This is a genomic window from Mycolicibacterium sediminis, assembly GCF_010731735.1.
GTDB classification, from domain to species: Bacteria; Actinomycetota; Actinomycetes; order Mycobacteriales; family Mycobacteriaceae; genus Mycobacterium; species Mycobacterium sediminis.
This window is the reverse complement of the sequence record NZ_AP022588.1, coordinates 4,434,893-4,457,538: the sequence shown is the minus strand read 5'-3', so window position 1 is coordinate 4,457,538 and position 22,646 is coordinate 4,434,893. Positions and strand designations below refer to the sequence as shown.

Below are 22,646 nucleotides of genomic sequence, written 5' to 3'. Positions count from 1 at the left end.
ATGGCGCGGCTCCCCTTCGTTCGAATGCACGGGTCGATCGCGAGGTGCGCGACGTCGCGCCCATTCTGCCCGTGCGGTGGGCTAGCGGCGCGGGCTACCCGCGATACCGCTGATCAGACGGTCGCAGACCACGTACATCTGCCGCAGCGCCTCCCCCGGGTCGTCGGCGCGCGCCACGAACAGGGCTGCCTCGTCGAGCGCGCCGAGCAGCACGTGCGCGGTGGGCCGCAGCGGCTGGTCGGGGATGACGCCGTCGGTCATCGCCTGCGCGAGCATCGCCTCGATCACACCGAGGCCGTAGCGCATGCCGACCTCGCGCCACCGTTGCCATCCGAGGACGGACGGAGCGTCGATGAGCACGATGCGCTGCACCCTCGGCGACGAGCACTCCTGGAGGAACAGCCGTGCGCCGACCCGCATGGCCTCGAGTTGATCGGTCGGCACCTCCTCGACGATGCGGGCGGTGATGGCGGTGACCAGATCCCGTTCGACGTCCTCGTACACCTCGGCGAAAAGTCCTGCCTTATCGCCGAATTGGTGGTACAGCGCACCGCGGGTCACGCCGGCGGAGTCGACGATCGCCTGGGTGGACACCGCGGCGAAACCTTCGTCGGCGAACAGCGTTCGGCCGGCCTCGAGCAGCCGTGCCCGGGTGGCGGCGGTGCGCTCGGCCTGGGTGCGCCGGGTGGACGCGTTCACGTCGTCGTTGACTTTCATACAGTCTGCACGTAACTTTCATACGAAGTGTTCGCAAGTGTGGGAGAAGGGTAGCGGAGATGCCGGAGATCACGGTGCCGGGCGCGACGATCCGCTATTCGATCGTCGGTCCGGACGAGTCGCCCCACCCGCCGGTGGTGTTCGTGCACGGAATACTGGTCGACCACCGGCTGTGGACGACCGTGGCGGAAGAACTGGCACGCAACGGCTTTCGCTGTTACCTGCCGGACCTGCCGCTCGGTTCGCACGTCCTGCCGGTCGACGACCACGTCGTGGAGAGCCCCGACTCGGTCGCCGAGCTGGTCCACGCGTTCCTGGTCGGGCTCGACCTGGACGACGTCACGCTGGTCGGCAACGACACGGGCGGCGGGCTCTGCCAGTTGCTCGTCGACGCCCACCCCGACCGCGTCGGCCGGGTCGTCTTCACCAACTGCGACGCCTTCGAGAAGTTCCCGCCGTTCCCCTTCAACGCCGTCTTCGCCACGATGCGCGGGCCGCGCAGCATCAAGGCACTCGCCGGGCTGATGCGGGTCCCCGCACTGCGCAATTCACCGCTCGGCTACGGCCTGCTGCTGCGACGCGACGACGAGCTCACCGCGTCCTGGGTGCGGCCGTGCGTCGACGACCCACGCATCGCACGCAACCTGGCCACCCTGTTGCGTGGCGTCGGCTCGACGGATCTCACCGACGTCGCGACGCGGCTGCACCGGTTCGGCAAGCCCGTCACGCTGGTGTGGGGCCAGGCCGATCGCTGCTTCACCCCGGAGCTGGGCCGACGACTGGCCGCACTGTTCCCCGACGCCACGCTCGTCGAGGTACCCGGCGCGCGGACGTTCGTCGCCCTCGATGCGCCGCACGCGGTGGCCGACGCCATCACGCGGGTGGGTGCGGCGCACTAGCCGCTAGAAGAGGTCCTTGTGCGGCACGTCGGTGACGAGGCCGCCGTCGACGACGAATTCGGCGCCGGTCGAGAACGACGACTCGTCGCTGGCGAGGAACACCACGAACGTGGCCACCTCCTCGGACTGGCCGGGCCGGCCGAGCGGTGCGGTGACCATGTCGTCCGGAAAGTGCTTGGTCATCGGGGTCCGGATGAAGCCCGGATGCAGCGAGTTGACCCGAATGTTGAACTTGCCCAACTCGATCGCCGCGGACTTGGACAGCCCGCGGACCGCCCACTTCGTCGCGACGTAGGGGTGCACCATGGGCGCACCGCGCAGGCCCTCGATGGACGACACGTTGATGATCGAGCCGCCACCCGCCGCCTTCATCGCTCCCACCGACGCCTGCATGCCGAGGAACGTGCCGGTGAGGTTGACGTCTAGGACCTGCTGCCACTTCGTCATGTCGAACTTGCCGATCTGGCCCAGGGCGACGATGGCGGCGTTGTTGACCAGAACCGACAGCGAGCCGAACTGGTCGACGGCGGTCGCGACGGCGTCGTCCCACTGCTCGGCGTCGGTGACGTCGAGGTGGACGAACCGGGCGCTCTCACCGATCTCGTCGGCGAGTGCCTTGCCCTCCTCGTCGAGGATGTCGCCGATGACCACCTTGCCGCCCTCGGCGACCAGCGCCCGGGCGTGCGCGGCTCCCATGCCCCTGGCGCCGCCGCTGATCAGTACGACTTTCCCGTCCACGCGTCCCATGACGCGACAGGCTACCTCGTGCCCGAATCGAACTAGAACCTGTTCCAATTCGGGTGTCCAGCACGCATACTGCGGGGGCATTCGTCGCGAGGCCGGGAGCATCGGCCGGGAGGAGGAACGGCATGGCGATCCGCGTCGCGCTCGTCGGAACGGGGAACTGCGGCAGCCTCGCGCTGCGGCAGCTCGTCGAGGACCAGCGGTTCGACCTGACCGGTGTGTGGGTCTCCAGCGACGCCAAGGTCGGCAGGGACGCAGGCGATCTCGCCGGCCTCGACGTCCACACCGGCATCGCCGCCACGGGCGACCTCGACGCCGTCATCGCGTCGGCACCGGACTGCGTCGTCTACTGCGCCATGGGTGACACCCGGCTGCCGGACGCGATGGCCGACATCCGGCGCCTCCTGTCCGCCGGCATCGACGTGGTCGGCTCGGCGCCCGGCGTGCTGCAGTACCCGTGGGGCGTGGTGCCGGACAAGTACATCGGACGCGTGGAAGACGCTGCGCGCGAAGGCGGTTCGACGGTGTTCGTCACCGGTGTGGACCCCGGGTTCGCGACCGACCTGCTCCCGTTCGCGCTGGCGGGTACCTGCCAGAGCATCCGTCAGATCCGCACGATGGAGATCGCCGACTACGCCACCTACGACGGCGCGACGGTCATGTTCGACGTGATGGGCTTCGGCAACCAGATCGGCGACCTCCCGATCCTGTTCCAGCCGGGCGTGCTGAGCATCGCCTGGGGTACGGCCATCCGGCAGTTGGCGGCGGGTCTCGGCGTCGAACTCGACGAGATCCGGGACTCGGTGGAGCAGGAGCCGGCCCCCGAGGACATCGACGTCGCGGTCGGGCGGATCGCCAAGGGGACGGTGGCCGCGCTGCGGTTCCAAATCGAGGGTCTCGTCGGTGGCGAGCCCGTCATCGTGGTGGAGCACGTCACCCGTCTGCGCGGCGACCTGCGACCCGACTGGGCGCAGCCCGCCCAGGAGGGCGGCTCGTACCGCGTGGAGATCACCGGCGAACCGTCCTACGTCATGGACGTGTGCCCCACCAGCCGCAACGGTGATCACAACTACGCCGCGATCCTCGCGGCGGCAGGCCGCATCGTCAACGCGATCCCGGACGTGGTGGCAGCGGCGCCGGGTATCCGGACGACGCTCGACATGCCCCTGGTGACGGGGCGGGGCCTGCTGCGCTGAGGTCAGCCGGCCAGGACGCGCGCCACGTTCGACCACTCCAGGTGCACGTGGGTGCCCGTCTGGGTCGCCTCGATCGAGGCACTGTCCGACAGCGCCTCCATCAGCGGGATGCCGCGGCCGCGACTCAGTTGGCTGGGCGAGTCGGGGTTGCGCCACGACCCGCGGTCGGCGACCACGACGGCGATGGTGGACCGTGACGGGTCATACCAGGCGCGCAGGTCCATGGTTCCCACGTGATCGGCGCCCACGTAGGCGAACTCGGCACAGTTGGCCAGTGCCTCGTTGATGGCGAGGATCAGGTCGCTGGACCTGATCGGATCGAGGGTGAAGAACAGACGCAGCCACTCGGCGAACTCGTCGCGGATCCGCCCGGCGGTACGCGCGTCGGCGACCACCCCGATGCGCTCGAAGCGCTCGGCGTTGGCTACGTCGGCAGTAGGCATTGAATCGATCATCGCAGGCGACGGTTACCCGGTCGATCCCCCCGATAAGCGCGACCGCGTCTCGAGTTGGTCTCAGGAGTTCAGCGCGGCCAGGGCCTCGTCGAGGGTGGCGTACAGGGGGACGATGTCGGCGATGCCGACCAGTTTGAGCGGACGGCTGGTGGCGGGTCCCTCGGCCACCAGGAAGAAGGTGGTCGAGTCGTCCTTCTCCTCGTGCGCGGCGACGATGACGCCCATGCCCGCCGAGGCCAGGAACTCGACCGCGGTGAGGTCGACGACCAGTCCACTGGGCTTCTTGCCCATCGCGGTGCGGATCGCCTCCTCCAGCTGCGGCGCGGTCAGCATGTCGACCACTCCGGACGGCGCCACCACGGCGACCTCCCCGATCTGCCGCTCGCTGACCTCGCACGCCGATGACGACGACGAGGCCGCGTTGGCGGCTGATGCTTCGCGATGTTCGTCCAAGGCCCATCTTCCCTGTTCGGCCGCTATCGCTGGCTGCGAATCGGCGCCATGTCCATGCTCGCGAGGCTGCCGACTGAACCAGGCGAGAACGAAACCGTCGAGGTCGAACCTAGCCGATGACCACAGCACCGTGGGTATCGGCTACCTGCTCGCGGCACCCCACGTCGGCCCGCGATGCTCAAATGGGAGGGATGAGACGCACACCGGCACGGCCGACCCGTTCCACGACGTCGTGACCGCGAACCGCCTCGGCCAGACCACGCCCGAGGCACAGCTCTCGGCGATCGCGGCGAGCCCGGCCGACGCGTCGATCGGCGCCTTCTTCGATCTCGACGGCACCCTGGTGTCCGGCTTCACCGCCACCGCCCACGCCGGCCATCGCATCCGACGGCGTCAGGCCCGCGCCGGTGAGGTCCTCGGGGTGATCGAGGCAGCCCTGCGCTACCGGCTCGGCCGGATGGAGTTCGAGCGTCTCATCGTGAAGGCCGCCGGCTATCTGACGGGCGACTCGCTCGCCGATCTCGACGACCTGGGCGAATACCTCTTCCGCGAGCACATCGAGACCAGGATCTTCGAGGTGATGGGTCGCATCGTCGCCGCGCATCAGGACCGCGGCCACACCGTGGCGCTCAGTTCGTCGGCGCTGACGATCCACGCCGAACCGGTGGCGCGGTTCCTCGGCGTCGACACCGTCATCTGCAACCACTTCGAGGTGGACGATCGCGGGCGCCTGACCGGAGGCATCGCCGCCCCGATCGTGTGGGGCCCGCGGAAGGCGGAGGCGGTGAGTCGGTTCAGCGCCGCACACGGCGTCGCGCTGGACCGCAGCTACTTCTATGCCGACGGGGACGAGGACATCCCGTTGATGCAGGCGGTCGGCATGCCGCGGCCGGTGAACCCCCGGTCCGGCCTCGCGGCCGAGGCGGCGCGTCGGGGCTGGCCGGTGTTGCGGCTCAGCGATCCGAATCCCGGGCGCCTGTCGAGGATCGTGGCTGCCCGAAGTGCGCGTCGATGATCGACCGCACCGTCCGTCGGCAGCGTCCGCACTCCGAGCCCGCGCCGCAGGCGGCCGCCACCTCGTTGGTGGTCCTCGCACCCGCGGCGACGACCGCAGCCACCGTCTGACTGGTGACGCCGACGCACAGGCAGACGAACATCAGTGGGCGCCCGTGGCGTCGGACTCCTCGATCCGCAGCATCCGACGCAACCGGCCGACGAACACCGGTGGGTAGGCGCCGATCCCGGCGCGGCCCAGCCACTCCGACGACAGATCCGAGTCGCGCAGCCAGTGCCGCGCATGTCCCTCCTCGTCGATCTGGAAGAGCATCATCACCTCGCGGGGGTCGTCGAAGGCGCTGAAGATCGACATCTTGCGGATGCCCGACGCGCGGAGGTCCGGCAGCGTCTCCTGCACGTGGGCGATCAGGTTGGGGACGTCCTCCACGGGGGTCACCACGGCGACGAGCACCTCGGGCGCCGACGGGTGGGTCTCCCCCGTCAGGTCGAGGCGCTGCAGCAGTTCACCGGCGAACACCGCGGGGATGTCGTCGACGCCGACCGCGTCGAACCAGTCGAAGAACACCCGCGATCGGAGCAGTTCGACGACCGTTTCCCGGGTGTGGATGGCGATCACTACCATCACCCGGCCCGGATCCGTCGTCGACGTGTAGACGAGGACGTGGTGGGCGCCCATGTCGGCGAGCGCAGCCTGGCGCCGTTCGAGCAGCGGCAGGACCTTCTCGGGTTCGGGGATGCGGTAGTCCGAGGCGAGGACGAGCGAGTGGTTCAGCCAGTGCGTCACGGTCTGCTGCCCTTCGACGACACGATCGCCTCTGCGAACACGGTCCTCGACGACGGTAAGGGCATTCTCCGCCGGTGTCGAGGCACGTTCGGCCCCTTTCGAACGGGCCATTGACCAATCGGTGCCCGGACGGGTACTAAACTAGAACACGTTCCAATTCGGTTCCACTCCGCTCACGCCCCCTCAAGGAGCTGGCATGCACACCCCTCTCTGCGATCAACTCGGCATCGAGTTCCCGATCTTCGCCTTCACCCACTGCCGCGACGTGGTGGTCGCCGTCAGCAAGGCGGGCGGTTTCGGGGTGCTCGGAGCGGTCGGCTTCACCCCCGAGCAGCTCGAGATCGAACTCAACTGGATCGACGAGCACATCGGCGACCACACCTACGGCGTCGACATCGTCATCCCGAACAAGTACGAGGGCATGGACTCGAACCTGTCCGCCGACGAGTTGGCGAAGATGCTCGTCGACATGGTGCCGCAGGAGCACATCGACTTCGCGAAGAAGATCCTGACCGACCACGGCGTCCCGCTCACCGACGAGGACAACGAGAGCACGCTGCAACTGCTCGGGTGGACCGAGGCGACCGCGACACCCCAGGTCGAGGTCGCGCTCAAGCATCCGAAGATGACGCTGATCGCCAACGCGCTCGGCACTCCGCCGCGGGACATGATCGAGCACATCCACGCCGAGGGCCGCAAGGTCGCCGCGCTGTGCGGCTCGCCGTCGCAGGCCCGCAAGCACGCCGACGCGGGCGTCGACATCATCATCGCCCAGGGTGGCGAGGCCGGCGGGCACAGCGGCGAGATCGGCTCGATCGTGCTGTGGCCACAGGTGGTCAGGGAGGTCGCCCCCGTGCCCGTGCTCGCCGCCGGCGGCATCGGCAGTGGTCAGCAGATCGCCGCCGCGCTGGCGCTCGGTGCGCAGGGCGCGTGGACCGGCTCGCAGTGGTTGATGGTCGAGGAGGCCGAGAACACGCCGGTGCAGCAGGCCGCCTACGTCAAGGCCGGCAGCCGCGACACCGTGCGCAGCCGCTCGTTCACCGGCAAGCCCGCCCGGATGCTGAAGAACGACTGGACCGAGGCGTGGGAGAACCCGGACAACCCGAAGCCGCTGGGCATGCCGCTGCAGTTCATGGTGTCGGGGATCGCGGTCTCCGCCACCAACAAGTACCCCAACGAGAGCGTGGACGTGGCGTTCAACCCGGTCGGTCAGGTCGTGGGTCAGTTCGAGAAGGTCGAGAAGACCTCCGTCGTCATCGAGCGGTGGGTGCAGGAGTACCTGGACGCCACCGGCACGCTCAACGCGCTGAACGAGGCGGCGTCGGTCTAGCCGCCTGTTTGGCCGACGCGTCGGTGGGTAGACGCCGACCCGTGTCGTCGATGGGTTCCGGAGCGAACCGCAGCGGGTGCCTGACGTCCTTCGTCATCGCCAGCCGCGACCGGTCGCCGGAGGTGGTCGCCGTCGTGACGCGGCTGCTGAGGGAATCCGCGTGCCCGATCATCGTCGTGGACAACGGTTCTCGTGACGACACGGTGGCCGCGCTCGGCGTCCTGGCGGCTGGTGCACCCGACCGCGTCACGGTGATACCGCTGGCCGAGAACCTCGGAGCGGTGGGACGCAACGTCGGGGTCGCGGCAGCGGTCACCCCCTACGTCGCGTTCTGCGACGACGACTCGTGGTGGGCGCCCGACGCCACCACTCGCGCCGAGGAGATCTTCGCCCGGCACCCGACGCTGGCGCTGCTCGCGGCGCGCACGGTGGTCCTGCCCAGCGGCCGCGTCGACGAGTTGTCCGACCTCCTCGCCGACAGTCCGCTCGGGCAGGATCCGGCACTGCCCGGCCCGTCGATCCTCGGATTCCTCGCGTGTTCGTCGATCGTCCGCAGGGACGCGTTCGAGGCCGTCGGCGGGTTCATCCGCATCCTGCACTTCCGCGGCGAGGAGGGATTGCTCGCGCTCGACCTCGCCGCCGCCGGATGGGACCTGTGCTTCTCCCCCGATCTGGTGGCCTACCACCAGCCGTCCTCGGTCCGTCCGCCCGACGCGGCGCAGCGGGCCCGGAGTCTGCGCAACGACGTGCTGACGACCTGGCTCCGGCGGCCGTCCGGCGAGTGCGTCCGCGCCGCCGGTCGACTGGCCCGGGCAGCCGCGCATGACGAGGCGCACCGCAGGGCGATGGCCGAGGCGCTGCGCCTGCTGCCCAGCGTGTGGCGGGGGCGGCGACGGCTCCCCCGCGACGTCGAACGATCGCTGGCGTTGCTCGCCGATACGTGACCACGGGGTCGCCCCCGCGGTGAGACTCGCCCGGTTCGACTCTGCGACGTCGACGGTGGGGCCGGTGCGGCCCTACGGGGGTTTGCGTCTCAGGGTCGTGGTTCTGCCGGCCAGTAGGTGATTCCACGACCATGACGCCCGTCTTCGCGTAGGGCCGTCGATGTTCACGCGATGAGACTGCGTCCAGGGTCGTGCTCGTCGCGCGACCACGACCCTCGGCGCAGTCTCGATGCAACGCGACGGGCTCAACGCCAACGAAGCCCCCTCCCCCCGGGGATGGTTTCGGGGAGGGGGCTCCGGTCCGAGGGGCGGCCGGCGTCAGCGGACGTCGGTGCCGGTGAGGTGGGCGATGTAGGCGGGGCCGTGGTTGCCGTGCCAGCCGGGCTTGGCGGTCGGCGCGGGGTGGGCGTGGGTCTGGGGCGCGTAGGAGTAGCCGGGGCCCGAGGGCTGCTGGCCGCCGGGGCCTGCGGTGGCGTTGGCGGCGCCGGCGAGGCCGAGGGCTGCGGTGCCGAGGATTCCGGCGGTGAGGATGGGCAGTGCGGCGAGGCGGATGAGGTTCGTCATGTCGAGTCCTTCTGTCTGGGTGGAAATTTGGTGTCGGTGGCCGGTGTGCTCCGGCGATGACTCAACTATTTCGCGGCGGGGGCCGGGAGTCTGTCCGGTGACCGGTGGATCGCCCGGATGAACGCGATGTCCACCGATCGGTGGATGAATCGGGGTGTCGCTCGCCCAGGTACTATGTATGATGCTCTACATAACGCCTCGCGAAGGAGGGTCGCACGTGGTCACCCCACGGGAACGCATGGTCATCTCGACCGCTCTGCTGATCCGCGAACGAGGAGCGCACTCGACGGCGATCTCCGACGTCCTCGAGCACAGTGGCGCCCCACGCGGGTCGGCGTATCACTACTTCCCGGGTGGACGCACGCAATTACTCTGCGAGGCAGTCGATTACGCGGCAGACTTCACGGCCGACAGGATGGCGACGGCAACCGACAGCCTTGGCGCCGTCGACGTCGTCTTCGAGGGCTTTCGCAGCCAACTCCTCAAGACCGACTATCGCGCCGGCTGCCCGGTGGTGGCGGTCGCGGTCGAGGCGGACAACCAGCCGGTGCTCGACCGGGCGGCGGCGGCGTTCGCCCGCTGGACCGCCCTGATCGAGCAGCGACTAAAGACCGACGGCGTCCCCGCGGAGCGCGCGGAGGAGATCGCGATGCTGGCGATGGCGTCCATCGAGGGAGCCCTCGTCGTCGCGCGGACGGCGCGCGACGTCAGGCCGCTCGACCTCGTCCACCGTCAGTTGCGGGCGATCGTCGCAGCAGCCATCAGCCTCGACGACGACCACGGGAGAACCTCGCCATGACCAGTGACCCGACCGCCGAATGGCAGCCGACCGCCTGCATCCTGTGCGAGTGCAACTGCGGCATCGTGGTGCAGACCCGCGATCGCACGATCGCCAAGATCCGCGGTGACAAGGCCCACCCGACGTCCCAGGGATACACCTGCAACAAGGCGTTGCGGCTCGACCACTACCAGAACGACCGGAATCGCCTGACCTCCCCGTTGCGCCGCCGATCCGACGGCAGCTACGAGGAGATCGACTGGGACACCGCGATCGCGGAGATCGCCGCGGGCTTCGCCGGCATCCGTGACGAGCACGGCGGCGACAAGGTCTTCTACTACGGCGGCGGTGGCCAGGGCAACCACCTCGGCGGTGCCTACAGCGGGGCGTTCCTCAAGGCCATCGGGTCGCGCTACCGCTCGAATGCCCTGGCGCAGGAGAAGACCGGCGAGCACCTGGTCGACCGGTACCTGTACGGCGGACACACGCGAGGCGAGTTCGCTCGTGCCGAGGTGTCGGTGTTCGTCGGCAAGAACCCGTGGATGTCGCAGAGCTTCCCGCGTGCCCGTGTCGTCCTCAACGAGATCGCCAAGGATCCCGGGCGATCGATGATCGTCATCGACCCCGTGGTGACGGATACCGCCAAGCTCGCCGACTTCCACCTGCGGGTGCGGCCCGGCACCGACGCCTGGTGCCTCGCCGCGCTCGCCGCGGTCCTCGTGACCGAGGACCTGTGCGACGAGACGTTCCTGGCCGAGCACGTCAGCGGAGTCGACGAGGTGCGCGACGTCCTGCGCGAGGTCCCCATCGACGAGTACGCCCGGCGGTGCGGGGTCGACGAGTCCCTCATCCGTGCCGCCGCCCGGCGGATCGGCGCGGCGGCCAGCGTGTCGGTGTTCGAGGACCTCGGCATCCAGCAGGCACCGAACAGCACGCTGTCCTCCTACCTCAACAAGCTGCTGTGGGTGCTGACCGGGAACTTCGCGAAGACCGGCGCGCAGCATCTGCATTCGATGTTCGCCCCGCTGTTCAGCGCGAGCGGTGTCGGACGGACGCCCGTGACGGGTAGCCCGATCATCGCCGGACTGGTGCCGAGCAACGTGGTCCCGGAGGAGATCCTCACCGACCATCCCGGCCGGATTCGCGGAATGATCGTCGAGAGCAGCAACCCGGCGCACTCGGTGGCCGACTCGGCCACGGTGCGCGAGGCGCTCGGCTCACTGGAACTGCTCGTCGTGATCGACGTCGCGATGACCGAGACCGCCCGGCTGGCCCACTACGTGCTGCCCGCGGCCAGCCAGTTCGAGAAGCCCGAGGCTACCTTCTTCAATCTGGAGTTCCCGCACAACACCTTTCACCTTCGCCACGCGCTGTTCGAGCCGCTGGCGGGAACGCTGCCTGAGCCCGAGATCTGGGCACGACTGGTACGCGCGCTGAACGTGGTGTCCGACGACGACCTGCGTCCGCTGCGGCAGGCGGCAGCCCAGGGCCTCGACGCGTACGCCGAGGCGTTCCTCGTCGCGGTCAGGACCAATCCGGCCCTCGGGCGGGTGCTGCCGTTCGTCCTGTACGAGACGCTGGGCCCCGCACTGCCCGACGGGCTCGCGGGTGCCGCGGCGCTGTGGGGGCTGGCGCAGAAGACGGCGATGCAGTACCCCGAGGCCGTCCGGCGCGCAGGCCACGTCGACGGCAACGCACTGTTCGAGGCGATCCTGGCGGGCCGCTCCGGGGTGACGTTCTCCGAGCACGAGTACGTGGACGACTTCGACCTGATCACGCACGAGGACAAGCGAATCCGGCTCGCGATGCCCGAAATGCTGGCCGACGTCCGCGCGCTGCACGCGGACACCCCGCTACTAACGAGCGACGAGTTCCCCATCGTGCTGTCCGCCGGCGAGCGTCGCGCCAACACGGCGAACGACATCATGCGGGACCCCGCGTGGCGCAAGGGTGACGTCGACGGTGCGCTTCGCATCAGCGTCGAGGACGCCGCGGCGATCGGTCTCGTCGACGGCGGTCGCGCACGCATCGTCACCGCAGCGGGGTCGGCGGAGGCGACCGTCGAGGTGAGTGAGGTGATGCTGCCGGGCCACGTGTCGCTGCCCAACGGCTACGGCGTCGACCACGTCGACGCCGACGGGCTCTCGCACACGCCGGGGGTCGCGCCGAATGCGCTGACGTCGACGCAGTGGCGCGACGCCCACGCGGGAACCCCGTGGCACAAGCACGTGCCGGCGCGGGTGGAGACGTTGCCGGCGGTCTGACCGCCGACCGGCTACGGCAGGGGCGGCGCGGGAACCGGCGCGGCCGGCGCGTCCGGTAGCACGGGCGCCGGGGGCGGCACCGGTGCGCCTGGCGCCGGCGGGGCGGCCGGTGCCGGCGGACCGGCGAGCTGAGGTGCGTTGCCCGGGGTGAGCGGAACGTTGGGGCCTGCGGCCTGCGTTGGGTACGGAGTGTTCATGCCGCGCTGCGCGAGGCCCATGATGAGGGCCTCCTTGCCGCTGATCTCGTGGTTCTGGACGGCCTGCCACAGGTCCTTCAGGTAGCTGACGTTGGGCCCCTCGGCGCCCTGCGTGGCTTCGTCGAGCGTGGCGCCCGGCGGCAGCGCGTCCGGGCTGGCGAGGTGCGGGGTGCCCTCGACCGGGGCGGCGGTCGGGTCGGGTGCGGCCGCCGGGGCCGCCTGACCGGGTGCCGCTGCGGTCTCGAGGGGCATCGTGACGGCCCTGACGGGTCCGGTGACGACGGCGACCGGCGCCCGGCCTGGCTGGGCGGGCTGAACGTTCTGGACGGGCGCAGTGGGCGACACGATCGCGGAGCCCACGACCGGCGGTGGCGGCGGGTCCGGCACGACGGGGTTCGCCGACGCGGGAGCGGCCACGCAGACCGCAGCGATCAGCCCGGACGCGCCGCACAGTGCGGCGGTCAGAAACCTGCGTGTGTCGTCAACCATCACGGTGGCCTCTCGGAAGGTGGTGCGGATGGGTCGAATGATAACGGTGCTTGCTTGGAGTGTTCCGAATCCGGCCCGGTTTCGTTACATGGCCTTCACGCCGAGCCCGGCGTGCACGGAACGAGAACACGTGTCACTCGGAAGTTTCACCAACCCGCCGCGGTGCCTGCGATCTGTGGTGTAGCAATGCCATACGCCACTAGACCACCTCGTGTGAGGAGCGTTTCGAATGCCGAGCAGTGCGACGAGCCCCAACCTTCCCGCCGGTTTCGACTTCACCGACCCGGACATCTACGCGACGCGGCTGCCCGTCGACGAGCTGGCCGAGATGCGCAAGGTCGCCCCCATCTGGTGGAACGACCAACCGAATGGCGTCGGCGGGTTCGGTGACGGCGGGTACTGGGTGGTGACCAAGCACAAGGACGTCAAGGAGGTCTCCCGACGGAGCGACGTCTTCTCGAGCCTGCAGAAGACCGCGCTGCCGCGGTACAAGGACGGCACGGTCGACTCGCAGATCGAGACGGGCAAGTTCGTCCTGCTCAACATGGACGCACCGCACCACACCCATCTGCGCAAGATCGTCTCGCGCGCCTTCACTCCGCGCGCGGTCGAGCAGTTGCGTGCCGACCTGGCCGAGCGGGCCCGGGCGATCGCCGACGAGGCCGCCGCCGAGGGCACGGGCGACTTCGTCGAGCAGGTGTCCTGCGAACTGCCGCTGCAGGCCATCGCCGGCCTGATGGGCGTGCCGCAGGAGGACCGGATGAAGCTCTTCCACTGGTCCAATCAGATGGTGGGCGACATGGATCCGGAGTTCGCCGGCAACGATGCGATCAGCGCATCGGTCGAGCTGATCACCTACGGCATGCAGTTGGCCGCCGAGCGCGCGAACACTCCGGGCGACGACCTGGTGACCAAGCTGGTGCAGGCCGACGTCGAGGGCCACAAGCTCAGCGACGACGAACTCGGCTTCTTCGTCATCCTGCTCGCGGTCGCCGGCAACGAGACCACCCGCAACTCCATCACCCAGGGGATGATGGCGTTCACCGACTTCCCCGACCAGTGGGAACTGTTCAAGCGCGAGCGCCCCGGCACGACCGCCGACGAGATCGTCCGGTGGGCCACGCCCGTCACGTCCTTCCAGCGCACCGCCCTGGAGGACACCGAACTCGCGGGCGTCCAGATCAAGAAGGGCCAGCGGGTGGTGATGATGTACCGCTCCGCGAACTTCGACGAGGACGTCTTCGACGACCCGTTCACCTTCGACATCCTGCGGGACCCCAACCCGCACGTCGGCTTCGGCGGCACCGGTGCCCACTACTGCATCGGCACCAACCTGGCGCGGATGACGATCGACCTGATGTTCAACGCCATCGCCGACGCGATGCCGGACATCACCTCACTGGCCGAACCCGAGCGGCTGCGGTCGGGCTGGCTCAACGGCATCAAGCACTGGCAGGTCGACTACACCGGCCACTCGGCCAACGGCGCGGCGCACTGAGTCCCCGCCACGGACGCACGTTCGGCGGCGGCACCTTCCGCGAAGCGACGAGTCCGCCGCGCGGTCAGGCCTGGACGATGATGGGATCCCCCACGCTGACGGTGTTGTAGTACCAGTCCGCGTTGTCCGCGCTGAGGTTGATGCACCCGTGGCTGACGTTGGAGTTGCCCTGGGCGCCCGTCGACCACGGCGCGCCGTGGACGTAGACGCCGCCCCAGGTCACCCGCACCGCGTCGTAGACGGTGAGCTTGTAGCCCTCCGGATCGCTGAGCGGGATGCCGATCGTGCGCGAGTCCATCACGACGACGTTCTGCTTCTCCAACGCAGTGAACGAGCCGATGGGCGTCGGGAACTTCGACTTGCCCATCGAGGCGGGCATCTCCCGCGCCGTCACCCCGTCGATGCTGACGGTGAACGTGTGCGCGTTGACGTCGGCCACGCCGAGCACGGCGGCGCCGGTCTGGAAGCTCGTCTTGGCGCCTCCGACGGACAGCGCGATGGTGGAGTGCGCGGGGAGGTAGCCCGCGGTCGGCTTCCACTGCAGGACGTCGTCGCCGAGCCACGAGAACTCGCCCGCGGGCATGCCCGCCGAGGTGAAGCGCACGCTCCGCTGCGCCGCCGCACGGTCGGCGACCGGCTCCGCGAAGGTGATGGTCACCGGATGGGCCACGCCGACGACGTCGCTGGGCGCAGGTGACACCGACGCCATGGGCGCGACCGGCACGGTCGCCTGCCCGGCATTGCCGAGAGCGCTCGACGTCGTCAACAGCAGCACGGCCATTCCAGACGCTGCAAGCACGCGTCGCACGGTTGTGGACAAGGTGATCCTTAAGGGTAGGCCGGTGTTCTTCATGGTAGATCGGCGCGGAGGCGCTAAGTGTTAGCCGAACCCCTGCGCGCCAGCGCCACCAGCAGGTAGCCGAGCACCAGGAACCCGCCGGCCATCAGCGCCACGTTGACCAGGACGGTCACTCCCCCGACGCTCGCCGGGTCCAGGAAGTAGTACGGCGCCCGCCTGCCGAGGCCGTTCAGCACGATCAGCGCCAGGGCACCATAGGCGGCCGGGTACGCCAGCCACGCGATCGGCTGCCACCAGCGCACCGCCGCATCGCCCCGGCCGACGGCCAGCCAGTCGATCACCGCGAGGACCGGGACGACGACGTGCAGCAGGAAGTTCGCCGGCGTGTACCCCATGCTGCGGCCGGTCAGGAAGAGGTTCCAGACCAGTCCGGCGACGGCGACGTAGAGCACCACGGCGCCGCGCAACCCGGTGCGGCGATCGGCTCCGGGCGACACCAGCGTCCACGCGTAGTAGGCGGCGGCCAGCAGATTTGCCTGGTAGGTGAAGGTGATCAGCCGCCACAGCACGCCGGACCTGGACGTGAGTTCGACGAGGACGACGGCGAGGAGCACGGCGAGCACGATCGTGACGCGCAGGGCGATCCGCAGGGTTCCGCCGGAGACCCGGTCGGGCGTGGTCACGGGCGGCGGCTACCGCATCGGGGAGACGTGTCGCGCCTCGGAGCTAATTGCCGTCACCGATCCGGAGCTTGTCGCGGATCCGGGTCAGGATGCCCGGCTTCTTCGTCTGGACCGGCGGCACGTACGCGGGCGGGGGTGCGGCCACGGGAGGCACGTAGGCGGGTGGGGCGTAGGCAGGTGGGACGTAGGCGGGCGGCGCCAGTGCCGGGTCGGCGGCCGGCGCGTCGGCCACCGGGTATTCGGGCACCTGATCGGTGGCCGGCGCCTCGGGGACGTATCCCCGATCGGGCAGCGGCGCGACGTCTGCGGGCGGCGCCTCGACGATCGGTGGCGTCTCGGCCACGGGAACCGTCTCGGCGACCGGCGGCAGCGCGGCGGGTGACGGCGGGACCGCCACCGGCGGCGCCAGGACGGATGGGTTGGCCCGCGCCGCGACCGGAGCCTGCGGCACGTCCGCGGCCGCGGGACTGGCCGAGGTGGAATCGTCGCGCGGCACCAGCTGCATGCTGAGTGCGACCGACGCGGACACCACGAACGTGAGCACGCCGGCGACGAGCACTGCGGTGACGCCCATGGACGTCCGGCTGCGCGGTGTTTCCGCGACGCGTGACGGTGCGGCGAACGCGGCGAAGTCGCCGCCGAGGTCCAGCGGGCCGTCGATGCTCTGCGCCGACGCGAGCGCGGCACCCCTGGCGAGGGCGAGCTGCGCCTCCTCGGGGGCGAACACCGAAACCCCGAGTGCGTCCTCGAGGCTGCCGACGATCGACTCGAAGCCGCCCGCGGAGCCGACCAGGACCAGTGCCTCGGGCTGCCAGTCCGCCTTGGCGAACACCACGCTCAACCAGCCGATCAGGCTCTCGTCGGAGTCGATGGCGTGGTTGAAGACCGTCTGGACGGCACCGTCGCCGGTGTGCACGATCAGCGCGATCACGGTGTCGGGTTCGATGACGCACACCGCGGTGGTCTCGTGGCCGATCACCGCGGCGATGCCCCGGGCCAGGGCCTCTGTCGCCTCGGGCATGCGGATGGGGACGACGTTGTCGAAACCGGAGTCCGAGAGCGACTTCATCAGCACCGACGCCTCGACGTCGGCGTCCTCGCTCCACGTCACGCCGATGGAGTGCAGGCGGACCCCACGGGTGGCCGCGAGTTCCTCGGTGCGCCGCACCGCTTCGGCGGCCTGTTCGGACGTCGTGAACGAGTGCACGTCGAATGCGTTGCCGTCCATCGTCGCGCCCTCGGCGTCCACGCCCTCCACCAGGACGAGGCCGACGGACGTGGGTGTCATCGACAGCCCGAGTACCGCGTCCACATGAATCCCTTCGACCCGCGCGGTGACCGCGCCTGCCGGCGCCGCTGCGGTCCATGGGACCCGGCGCCGCTCGAGGCACGCGCGAACGCGCCTCGTCGGGGTTGGCCAACCTTTCGGCCGACACTACCGCGACCGACCGGCGCGGGCTCGTCCGGGCAGGCGCGGGATCGCCCGCCGGGACCCGCGGTGACGGTCCGGTTCGCGTGGCATCGGGGCGCGGCGACCGCACCGGCGCGGAGCGTCAGCCGACGAGGATCTCCGCCATCAGCGCAGGTTCGACGTTGCCGCCGGACAGCACGATCACGGTGCGACCGCGCGGCGTGGCCGTGCTGCGGTAGGCCGCCAGGGCGACGGCGCCACTGGGCTCCGCGACGAGGTGCGCCCTCAGCGCCAGCTCACGCGAGGCGGCCCGAATATCGTTCTCCGACACGGTGATCAGATCGTCCAGCACCCGTCGGAGATGGTCGAAGGTCAACTCCGACGGCTGGGACCGCAGACCGTCGGCGATGGTGCGGTTGCGGTCCTGGATCGGCCAGTCCACCCGGTGGCCGACGCGCAGCGCCTCGGCGGTGTCGGCGGCCAGTTCCGGTTCGACGCCGATGACCCGGGCGCGGGGGCACAGCGCCCGCAGCGCCGTGCCGATGCCCGAGGCCAACCCGCCGCCGCTGACGGGTATCAGCACCGTCTCGACGTCCGGGAGGTCCTCGGCGATCTCGAGGCCGATGGTGCCCTGACCGGCGATGACGTCGGGATGGTCGAACGGTGGGATCAGGACGCCGCCGGTCTCGGTGACCAGTCGGGCCGCGACGCGTTCGCGCTCACCCGCGCCGCACAGGACCACCGTCGCGCCCCACTCCCGGGTGGCGGCCACCTTGACGTTCGGCGTCTCCTCGGGCATCACGATGTGCGCCGCGATCCCCCAGCGCGACGCCGCGTAGGCGACGGCCTGGGCGTGGTTGCCGCTCGAGTAGGCGACGACCCCGCGGGCGCGGGTGTCGTCGTCCAGCGCCGCGATCGCGTTGAACGCGCCGCGCACCTTGAACGCCCCGACGGCCTGCAGGCTCTCCGGCTTGATCCACAGCGGCCGTTCGGGATCACCCCAGCCCGCCGGGATCAGCGGCGTCCGCAACACCGAACCCCGGATCCGATCGGCGGCCGCTCGGATGTCCTCGATGGTCACCTGCTGCATGGCTCGAGCCTAGTGTCGGCCGACGCGGGGTCGATCGGCGCCGCCGGACGGCGGGAGGGCACAGTGACGGGCGTGAGTGAGCCGTTCTCGTTGCCGGTGGTACCGCGTTACGCCGAGATCGACCAGCAGGGCGTCGTGTTCAACGGCCACTACCTGACCTGGTTCGACGAGGCGTCGACGGCGTACTTCGAGGGGCTCGGGATCTCGTTCGCCGACCTGAACGCCGACCACTACGACCTCAAGGTGCGGAGGGCCGAGGTGGACTACCTCTCCTCGGTCCGCTGGCGGGACGAGGTGCGCGTCGCGGTGAGCTGCGCGGCGGTCGGGACGTCGAGCATCACCCTCGAGTTCGAGGTGTGGCGGCGCGGCTCCGAAGACGCGGACGTCGAGGTCTGCGCCGTGACGGGCCGCAACGTCTACGTCGTCGTCTCGACCCGGGACTGGGCGAAGCGCCCCATCCCGGACGCGTTGCGCGCGGCGATCACTCGCCCCTGAAGCCGCCGATCCCGTTGTCGTCCAACGGCTGCCGACAGGCGGTAATGTCGGCCCATGAGTCACGGGCACGAGCACGGTCCACAGCGCGACCTCCCGCCGGGCATGGCCGAGCAATTGGACCTGCCCTACTCGGGCCTGGCGACCTTCGGGCACCGCCCGTTCCTCACCGAGACCGAGCAGCTCGACGCGTGGCAACCCGACGTCGCGATCGTCGGCGCGCCGTTCGACGTGGGGACCACGAACCGGCCCGGCGCCCGATTCGGCCCGAGGGCGATCCGGGCCACCGCCTACGAGCCCGGCACGTACCACATGGATCTGGGTCTGGAGATCTTCGACTGGCTGGAGGTCGTCGACTTCGGTGACGCCTACTGCCCGCACGGCCAGACCGAGGTGTCGCACGCCAACATCAAGGAGCGGGTGGCGGCGGTCGCCTCCCGCGGCATCGTGCCCGTCGTCCTCGGCGGCGATCACTCGATCACGTGGCCGTCGGCCACGGCGGTCGCCGACGTGCACGGCTACGGCAACGTCGGCATCGTGCACTTCGACGCCCACGCCGACACCGCCGACATCATCGACGGCAACCTGGCCAGCCACGGCACGCCGATGCGCCGGCTCATCGAGTCGGGCGCGGTCCCCGGAACGCACTTCGTCCAGGTCGGTCTACGGGGCTACTGGCCGCCGCAGGACACGTTCGAGTGGATGCAGGAGCAGGGCATGGTGTGGCACACCATGCAGGAGATCTGGGACCGCGGGTTCAAGGCCGTGATGGTCGACGCCGTCGGGGAGGCCCTGGCGAAGGCCGACAAGCTCTACCTGTCGGTCGACATCGACGTGCTCGACCCCGCGCACGCGCCGGGGACCGGCACCCCCGAACCGGGTGGCATCACCAGCGCCGACCTGCTGCGCATGGTCCGCCAACTCTGCTACGAGAACGACGTCGCGGGCGTCGACGTCGTCGAGGTGTCGCCGGCCTACGACCACGCGGAATTGACCGTCAACGCCGCCCATCGGGTGGTGTTCGAGGCACTTGCGGGGATGGCCGCCAGACGTCGCGACGCCGCGGGCGCCAAGGCGGGTCCGCCGGCATGGCCGGGGTCCTGACCAGGGCGGGGCCGGTCAGCCCTTCTGCATCGTGAACTGTGCGATGTCGGTGTAGCCCTCGTTGAACAGCTCAGCGCAGCCGGTGAGGTAGCGCATGTACCGGTCGTAGACCTCCTGGGACTGGATCGCGATGGCCTCGTCGCGACGTGCCTCCAGGGCGGCGGACCAGATCTCCAGCGTGCGGGCGTAGTGCAGACGCAGCGGCTGGACGCGGCTGATCTCGAACCCGGCGGCCGTCGCGTGCTTCTCGACGCCGGCCACCTGCGGCAGGTCACCACCGGGGAAGATCTCGTCCATGATGAACTTGAAGAACCTGATCTTGTTCATCGTCAGCGGCAGCGCGCGCTCCGCGAACTCCTCGTTGCTCGGCTTGATGATCGTGTGCAGGAGCATCGTGCCGTCGTCGGGCAGCACCGAGTACGCCATCTTGAAGAAGTCGTCGTAGCGGGCGCGGCCGAAGTGCTCGAAGGCGCCGATCGACACGATGCGGTCGACGGGCTCGTGGAACTGCTCCCACCCCGCGAGCAGGACGCGCTTGCTGCGCGGGCTGTCGGACTGGTCGAGGAGCTTCTGCACGTGCGCCTGCTGGTTGCGGCTCAGGGTCAGGCCGACGACGTTGACGTCGTACTTCTCCAGCGCGCGGTTCACCGTGGCGCCCCACCCGCAACCGATGTCCAGCAGCGTCATCCCCGGCTCGAGGCCGAGCTTGCCCAGCGAGAGGTCGATCTTGGCGATCTGCGCCTCTTCGAGCGTCATGTCGTCGCGCTCGAAGTAGGCGCAGCTGTACGTCTGCGTCGGATCGAGGAACAGACGGAAGAAGTCGTCCGAGAGGTCGTAGTGCGCCTGCACGTCTTCGAAGTGCGGCGTCAGGTCGGCGTTGTCGCTGGTCGTGTCTGGCAAGTCCATGGCCTTCGGCGTCGGTGGTACTCGTTGTCTCGTGGGCTCCGCGGGGCGTGGCGAAGCCCCTCCCGTACGTCTGGAGCGATCACTGCAGACTACCGACCGGCAATATCGGAACCAAAAACGGTCGCGATCGCGTCGGCCGGGCGTCCGGTGGTCAATTCTCGCGGGGCACGAGTTCGACGGCGAACCGGTCGACGAACTCGTCGAGGCGCCCGTCCCCCGCCAGTCGGACGACGAACTTCGACAGCCCCTCGGCCACGTAGCGGTCGATGCGGCGGTGCAGCTCCTGCCAGCCGTCGGCGACCAGTTCGGTCGGGTCGACGTCGGGACGGCGCCGGCGCACCGCTGCGGCGAGACCGTCGTCGAGCCCGTTCTCCGCCACCGCGAGGTTGATGCCGAAGTGGTCGTCCTCGATCTCCCGGCCTGCCTCGGCGGCGGCCGCCTGAATGCTGCGCCGCGCAAGCCCGGCCTCGTCGGGGGTGAGGAAGCTGCCGAGCCAGCCGTCGGCGTAGCGACCGATGCGTCGCAGGCCCGCGGGTGCGGAGCCACCCAGCCAGATGTCCAGCGGTCTGGCGGGACGCGGTTCCACCGCGGTCGCTCCGACGGTGAAGAACTCGCCCGAGAACGCCGCTCCGTCCCCGTCGAGTGCCGAGCGCAGCAGTCGCAGCGACTCGTCGAACACGGCGGCGCGTCTGCCCTCCGGCACGACGAACACCTCGCGCTCGGCGGGTAACGCCGAGCGCAGGCCGAAGACGGGAAGCACCCGACGCGGTGCGAGCGCGGCCAGCGATGCCAGCTGCTTGGCCACCAGCACGGGGTGACGTCCGGGCAGGACGACGACCGACGTGCCGACCTTGAGCCGGGTGGTCCGCGCCAAGGCGTACGACATCCCGACGAACGGATCGACGGCCTGGCTGTACACCAGCTCGGAGAACCAGAGGGAGTCGATGCCGAGGGACTCCAGCCGGTCCACCAGCCCGGGCAGCGCGTCCGGTGCGGTGTCCCCCGCGAGACCGACGCCGAAGCGAATCTTCATCGCTTCAATTCTGCGCGCATCTGCGTGAACCGGAACAGACCGGGTCGGCCCGCGACGGGTTCGTAGGCGTCGACGAGGTCGGTGACGAACTGCTCGCGGTCCGCGCCGTCGAGGCGGTCCGTCCACGCGGTGCAGCCGACGGCGCACCAGCGCAGGAAGTCGTCGCGCGAGCCGAAGTCCCACTCCCGATCGGTCACGGAGAGCCGCCGCACGGTGAGCCCGGCGGACCGGGCGAGATCGCCGAAGGCGTCGGGGTCGACGTGCACGAACGGCGGCTCGAACCCGTCGAACCACCGCCGCCAGCGCCCACTGGCCGCCACGTCCATCGCGACCGATTCGAGGCTGCGTCGCGGTCCCGCGCAGACGACCTGGATGGTGGCGCGGCCCGCCGGCGTCAGCGCCGCCGCGATCTGCGCGAGCGCCTCGTCCTGCCGCGGCACCCAGTGCAGCGCGTTGAACGAGACGGCCACGTCGAAGGCCGCCGTGAACGGCAGCGCGCGGGCGTCGGCCGCCACGTAGCGCGGCTCGTCTGGGCCCCGATCCACACCCGCGTCGGCGGTCGCGACCATCCGCGGTGACGCGTCGACACCGACCGCGAGGCCCCCGGCGAGCCGCTCCGCAATGATCCGGGTCAGATAGCCGTCGCCACAACCGATGTCGAGGACCCGCTCCCCCGGCTCGACCTCGAGGTCGGCGAGCGCGTCGACGATCATCGCGCGCTGCAGGCCACTCACCTCCGCGTAGTCGCGGCCACTCCAGTCCACCACGCGTCACAGTCAACGCCATCGCGGACCGCGCC

The 22,646-nt window shown here is 70.0% G+C and carries 25 protein-coding genes; 10 read left to right on the top strand and 15 right to left on the bottom strand.

The features are described from left to right. Positions 1 to 81: 81 nt before the first annotated feature. Entirely contained in the window at positions 82 to 717 is a 636-nt protein-coding gene (locus tag G6N64_RS21305; RefSeq protein ID WP_163799533.1) for a TetR/AcrR family transcriptional regulator, read from the bottom strand. Between the two features lie 59 nt (positions 718 to 776). Here G6N64_RS21305 and G6N64_RS21300 point away from each other — a divergent pair, with 59 nt between their 5' ends. After that, entirely contained in the window at positions 777 to 1,616 is an 840-nt protein-coding gene (locus tag G6N64_RS21300; RefSeq protein WP_163799532.1) for an alpha/beta fold hydrolase, read from the top strand. A 3-nt stretch (positions 1,617 to 1,619) separates the two neighbouring features. Here G6N64_RS21300 and G6N64_RS21295 read toward each other — a convergent pair whose 3' ends face one another. Beyond that, a complete protein-coding gene (locus tag G6N64_RS21295) occupies positions 1,620 to 2,363 on the bottom strand; it encodes a glucose 1-dehydrogenase (RefSeq protein WP_163799530.1) in 744 nt (247 codons plus the stop codon). Positions 2,364 to 2,485: 122 nt separating this feature from the next. Between G6N64_RS21295 and G6N64_RS21290 the strand changes: the two genes are divergently transcribed. Next, positions 2,486 to 3,556, top strand: a complete 1,071-nt coding sequence (locus G6N64_RS21290) for an NAD(P)H-dependent amine dehydrogenase family protein (protein WP_163799527.1) — start codon at positions 2,486 to 2,488, stop codon at positions 3,554 to 3,556. Between the two features lie 2 nt (positions 3,557 to 3,558). Here the strand turns inward: G6N64_RS21290 and G6N64_RS21285 are convergent, their stop codons facing one another. Both G6N64_RS21285 and G6N64_RS21280 read right to left on the bottom strand, forming a co-directional pair. After that, a complete protein-coding gene (locus tag G6N64_RS21285; protein ID WP_163799525.1) occupies positions 3,559 to 4,011 on the bottom strand; it encodes an ATP-binding protein in 453 nt (150 codons plus the stop codon). 60 nt (positions 4,012 to 4,071) lie between these two features. Next, on the bottom strand, positions 4,072 to 4,464 hold the full coding sequence (locus G6N64_RS21280) for an STAS domain-containing protein (RefSeq protein ID WP_163799523.1): 393 nt from the start codon (positions 4,462 to 4,464) through the stop codon (positions 4,072 to 4,074). A 232-nt stretch (positions 4,465 to 4,696) separates the two neighbouring features. Between G6N64_RS21280 and G6N64_RS21275 the strand changes: the two genes are divergently transcribed. Beyond that, positions 4,697 to 5,479: an HAD family hydrolase gene (locus G6N64_RS21275; RefSeq protein ID WP_163801990.1), complete on the top strand. Its 783-nt coding sequence runs from the start codon at positions 4,697 to 4,699 to the stop codon at positions 5,477 to 5,479. Here G6N64_RS21275 and G6N64_RS21270 read toward each other — a convergent pair. Continuing rightward, the gene (locus tag G6N64_RS21270; protein WP_163799521.1) at positions 5,418 to 5,621 is read right to left on the bottom strand and encodes a (2Fe-2S)-binding protein; all 204 of its coding nucleotides are present in this window, start codon (positions 5,619 to 5,621) and stop codon (positions 5,418 to 5,420) included. The genes G6N64_RS21275 and G6N64_RS21270 overlap by 62 nt on opposite strands. Continuing rightward, positions 5,621 to 6,265: a fatty-acid--CoA ligase gene (locus G6N64_RS21265; RefSeq protein ID WP_163799519.1), complete on the bottom strand. Its 645-nt coding sequence runs from the start codon at positions 6,263 to 6,265 to the stop codon at positions 5,621 to 5,623. Before G6N64_RS21265 ends, G6N64_RS21270 begins: the two co-directional genes overlap by 1 nt. Before the next feature lie 196 nt (positions 6,266 to 6,461). Here G6N64_RS21265 and G6N64_RS21260 point away from each other — a divergent pair, with 196 nt between their 5' ends. Next, complete coding sequence (locus G6N64_RS21260; protein WP_163799517.1) at positions 6,462 to 7,595, top strand: nitronate monooxygenase; 1,134 nt, start codon at positions 6,462 to 6,464, stop codon at positions 7,593 to 7,595. A gap of 50 nt (positions 7,596 to 7,645) precedes the next feature. Next, positions 7,646 to 8,539: a glycosyltransferase family 2 protein gene (locus G6N64_RS21255; RefSeq protein ID WP_163801989.1), complete on the top strand. Its 894-nt coding sequence runs from the start codon at positions 7,646 to 7,648 to the stop codon at positions 8,537 to 8,539. A gap of 318 nt (positions 8,540 to 8,857) precedes the next feature. Here G6N64_RS21255 and G6N64_RS21250 read toward each other — a convergent pair whose 3' ends face one another. Further along, complete coding sequence (locus G6N64_RS21250) at positions 8,858 to 9,103, bottom strand: hypothetical protein (protein WP_163799516.1); 246 nt, start codon at positions 9,101 to 9,103, stop codon at positions 8,858 to 8,860. Positions 9,104 to 9,320: 217 nt separating this feature from the next. Here G6N64_RS21250 and G6N64_RS21245 point away from each other — a divergent pair, with 217 nt between their 5' ends. Then, positions 9,321 to 9,902, top strand: coding sequence for a TetR/AcrR family transcriptional regulator (locus G6N64_RS21245; protein ID WP_163799514.1), 582 nt, complete (start codon positions 9,321 to 9,323; stop codon positions 9,900 to 9,902). Then, complete coding sequence (locus tag G6N64_RS21240; protein ID WP_163799512.1) at positions 9,899 to 12,145, top strand: molybdopterin-dependent oxidoreductase; 2,247 nt, start codon at positions 9,899 to 9,901, stop codon at positions 12,143 to 12,145. Before G6N64_RS21245 ends, G6N64_RS21240 begins: the two co-directional genes overlap by 4 nt. A gap of 11 nt (positions 12,146 to 12,156) precedes the next feature. Here G6N64_RS21240 and G6N64_RS21235 read toward each other — a convergent pair whose 3' ends face one another. Further along, complete coding sequence (locus G6N64_RS21235) at positions 12,157 to 12,831, bottom strand: hypothetical protein (RefSeq protein ID WP_163799509.1); 675 nt, start codon at positions 12,829 to 12,831, stop codon at positions 12,157 to 12,159. Between the two features lie 229 nt (positions 12,832 to 13,060). On the opposite strand from G6N64_RS21235, the gene G6N64_RS21230 reads away from it, so the two are divergent. Then, positions 13,061 to 14,329 (top strand): cytochrome P450, encoded by a 1,269-nt coding sequence (locus G6N64_RS21230; RefSeq protein ID WP_163799507.1) that lies wholly within the window; start codon positions 13,061 to 13,063, stop codon positions 14,327 to 14,329. A gap of 64 nt (positions 14,330 to 14,393) precedes the next feature. Here the strand turns inward: G6N64_RS21230 and G6N64_RS21225 are convergent, their stop codons facing one another. The 4 genes from G6N64_RS21225 to G6N64_RS21210 form a co-directional block, all read right to left on the bottom strand. Next, a complete protein-coding gene (locus tag G6N64_RS21225) occupies positions 14,394 to 15,182 on the bottom strand; it encodes a L,D-transpeptidase (RefSeq protein WP_163799505.1) in 789 nt (262 codons plus the stop codon). 20 nt (positions 15,183 to 15,202) lie between these two features. Continuing rightward, positions 15,203 to 15,811 carry a Pr6Pr family membrane protein gene (locus G6N64_RS21220; protein WP_163799503.1) on the bottom strand — a complete coding sequence of 203 codons (609 nt, stop codon included), beginning with the start codon at positions 15,809 to 15,811 and terminating at the stop codon, positions 15,203 to 15,205. A gap of 43 nt (positions 15,812 to 15,854) precedes the next feature. Then, positions 15,855 to 17,123 carry a DUF7159 family protein gene (locus G6N64_RS21215; RefSeq protein ID WP_163799501.1) on the bottom strand — a complete coding sequence of 423 codons (1,269 nt, stop codon included), beginning with the start codon at positions 17,121 to 17,123 and terminating at the stop codon, positions 15,855 to 15,857. 241 nt (positions 17,124 to 17,364) lie between these two features. Continuing rightward, positions 17,365 to 18,312 (bottom strand): threonine ammonia-lyase, encoded by a 948-nt coding sequence (locus tag G6N64_RS21210; protein WP_163799499.1) that lies wholly within the window; start codon positions 18,310 to 18,312, stop codon positions 17,365 to 17,367. Positions 18,313 to 18,384: 72 nt separating this feature from the next. Here G6N64_RS21210 and G6N64_RS21205 point away from each other — a divergent pair, with 72 nt between their 5' ends. Both G6N64_RS21205 and speB read left to right on the top strand, forming a co-directional pair. Further along, positions 18,385 to 18,807 carry an acyl-CoA thioesterase gene (locus G6N64_RS21205; protein ID WP_246230742.1) on the top strand — a complete coding sequence of 141 codons (423 nt, stop codon included), beginning with the start codon at positions 18,385 to 18,387 and terminating at the stop codon, positions 18,805 to 18,807. A gap of 102 nt (positions 18,808 to 18,909) precedes the next feature. Further along, a complete protein-coding gene (speB, locus tag G6N64_RS21200) occupies positions 18,910 to 19,908 on the top strand; it encodes an agmatinase (protein WP_163801987.1) in 999 nt (332 codons plus the stop codon). A 15-nt stretch (positions 19,909 to 19,923) separates the two neighbouring features. Here speB and G6N64_RS21195 read toward each other — a convergent pair whose 3' ends face one another. The 3 genes from G6N64_RS21195 to G6N64_RS21185 all read right to left on the bottom strand — a co-directional run bounded on the left by G6N64_RS21195 (position 19,924) and on the right by G6N64_RS21185 (position 22,614). Further along, positions 19,924 to 20,814, bottom strand: a complete 891-nt coding sequence (locus G6N64_RS21195) for a cyclopropane mycolic acid synthase family methyltransferase (protein WP_163799497.1) — start codon at positions 20,812 to 20,814, stop codon at positions 19,924 to 19,926. 151 nt (positions 20,815 to 20,965) lie between these two features. Continuing rightward, on the bottom strand, positions 20,966 to 21,847 hold the full coding sequence (locus G6N64_RS21190) for a TIGR03854 family LLM class F420-dependent oxidoreductase (RefSeq protein WP_163799495.1): 882 nt from the start codon (positions 21,845 to 21,847) through the stop codon (positions 20,966 to 20,968). Further along, positions 21,844 to 22,614 carry a class I SAM-dependent methyltransferase gene (locus tag G6N64_RS21185; protein WP_163799493.1) on the bottom strand — a complete coding sequence of 257 codons (771 nt, stop codon included), beginning with the start codon at positions 22,612 to 22,614 and terminating at the stop codon, positions 21,844 to 21,846. The genes G6N64_RS21190 and G6N64_RS21185 overlap by 4 nt, the downstream gene beginning before the upstream one ends. Positions 22,615 to 22,646 lie beyond the last annotated feature (32 nt).

Coding starts and splice junctions, on each gene's coding strand:
- G6N64_RS21305 (WP_163799533.1), bottom strand. CDS start 717: ATGAAAGTCAACGACGACGTGAACGCGTCCACCCGGCGCACCCAGGCC.
- G6N64_RS21300 (WP_163799532.1), top strand. CDS start 777: ATGCCGGAGATCACGGTGCCGGGCGCGACGATCCGCTATTCGATCGTC.
- G6N64_RS21295 (WP_163799530.1), bottom strand. CDS start 2,363: ATGGGACGCGTGGACGGGAAAGTCGTACTGATCAGCGGCGGCGCCAGG.
- G6N64_RS21290 (WP_163799527.1), top strand. CDS start 2,486: ATGGCGATCCGCGTCGCGCTCGTCGGAACGGGGAACTGCGGCAGCCTC.
- G6N64_RS21285 (WP_163799525.1), bottom strand. CDS start 4,011: ATGATCGATTCAATGCCTACTGCCGACGTAGCCAACGCCGAGCGCTTC.
- G6N64_RS21270 (WP_163799521.1), bottom strand. CDS start 5,621: ATGTTCGTCTGCCTGTGCGTCGGCGTCACCAGTCAGACGGTGGCTGCG.
- G6N64_RS21260 (WP_163799517.1), top strand. CDS start 6,462: ATGCACACCCCTCTCTGCGATCAACTCGGCATCGAGTTCCCGATCTTC.
- G6N64_RS21255 (WP_163801989.1), top strand. CDS start 7,646: ATGGGTTCCGGAGCGAACCGCAGCGGGTGCCTGACGTCCTTCGTCATC.
- G6N64_RS21250 (WP_163799516.1), bottom strand. CDS start 9,103: ATGACGAACCTCATCCGCCTCGCCGCACTGCCCATCCTCACCGCCGGA.
- G6N64_RS21240 (WP_163799512.1), top strand. CDS start 9,899: ATGACCAGTGACCCGACCGCCGAATGGCAGCCGACCGCCTGCATCCTG.
- G6N64_RS21235 (WP_163799509.1), bottom strand. CDS start 12,831: ATGGTTGACGACACACGCAGGTTTCTGACCGCCGCACTGTGCGGCGCG.
- G6N64_RS21230 (WP_163799507.1), top strand. CDS start 13,061: ATGCCGAGCAGTGCGACGAGCCCCAACCTTCCCGCCGGTTTCGACTTC.
- G6N64_RS21225 (WP_163799505.1), bottom strand. CDS start 15,182: ATGAAGAACACCGGCCTACCCTTAAGGATCACCTTGTCCACAACCGTG.
- G6N64_RS21210 (WP_163799499.1), bottom strand. CDS start 18,312: ATGCAGCAGGTGACCATCGAGGACATCCGAGCGGCCGCCGATCGGATC.
- speB (WP_163801987.1), top strand. CDS start 18,910: ATGGCCGAGCAATTGGACCTGCCCTACTCGGGCCTGGCGACCTTCGGG.
- G6N64_RS21195 (WP_163799497.1), bottom strand. CDS start 20,814: ATGGACTTGCCAGACACGACCAGCGACAACGCCGACCTGACGCCGCAC.
- G6N64_RS21190 (WP_163799495.1), bottom strand. CDS start 21,847: ATGAAGATTCGCTTCGGCGTCGGTCTCGCGGGGGACACCGCACCGGAC.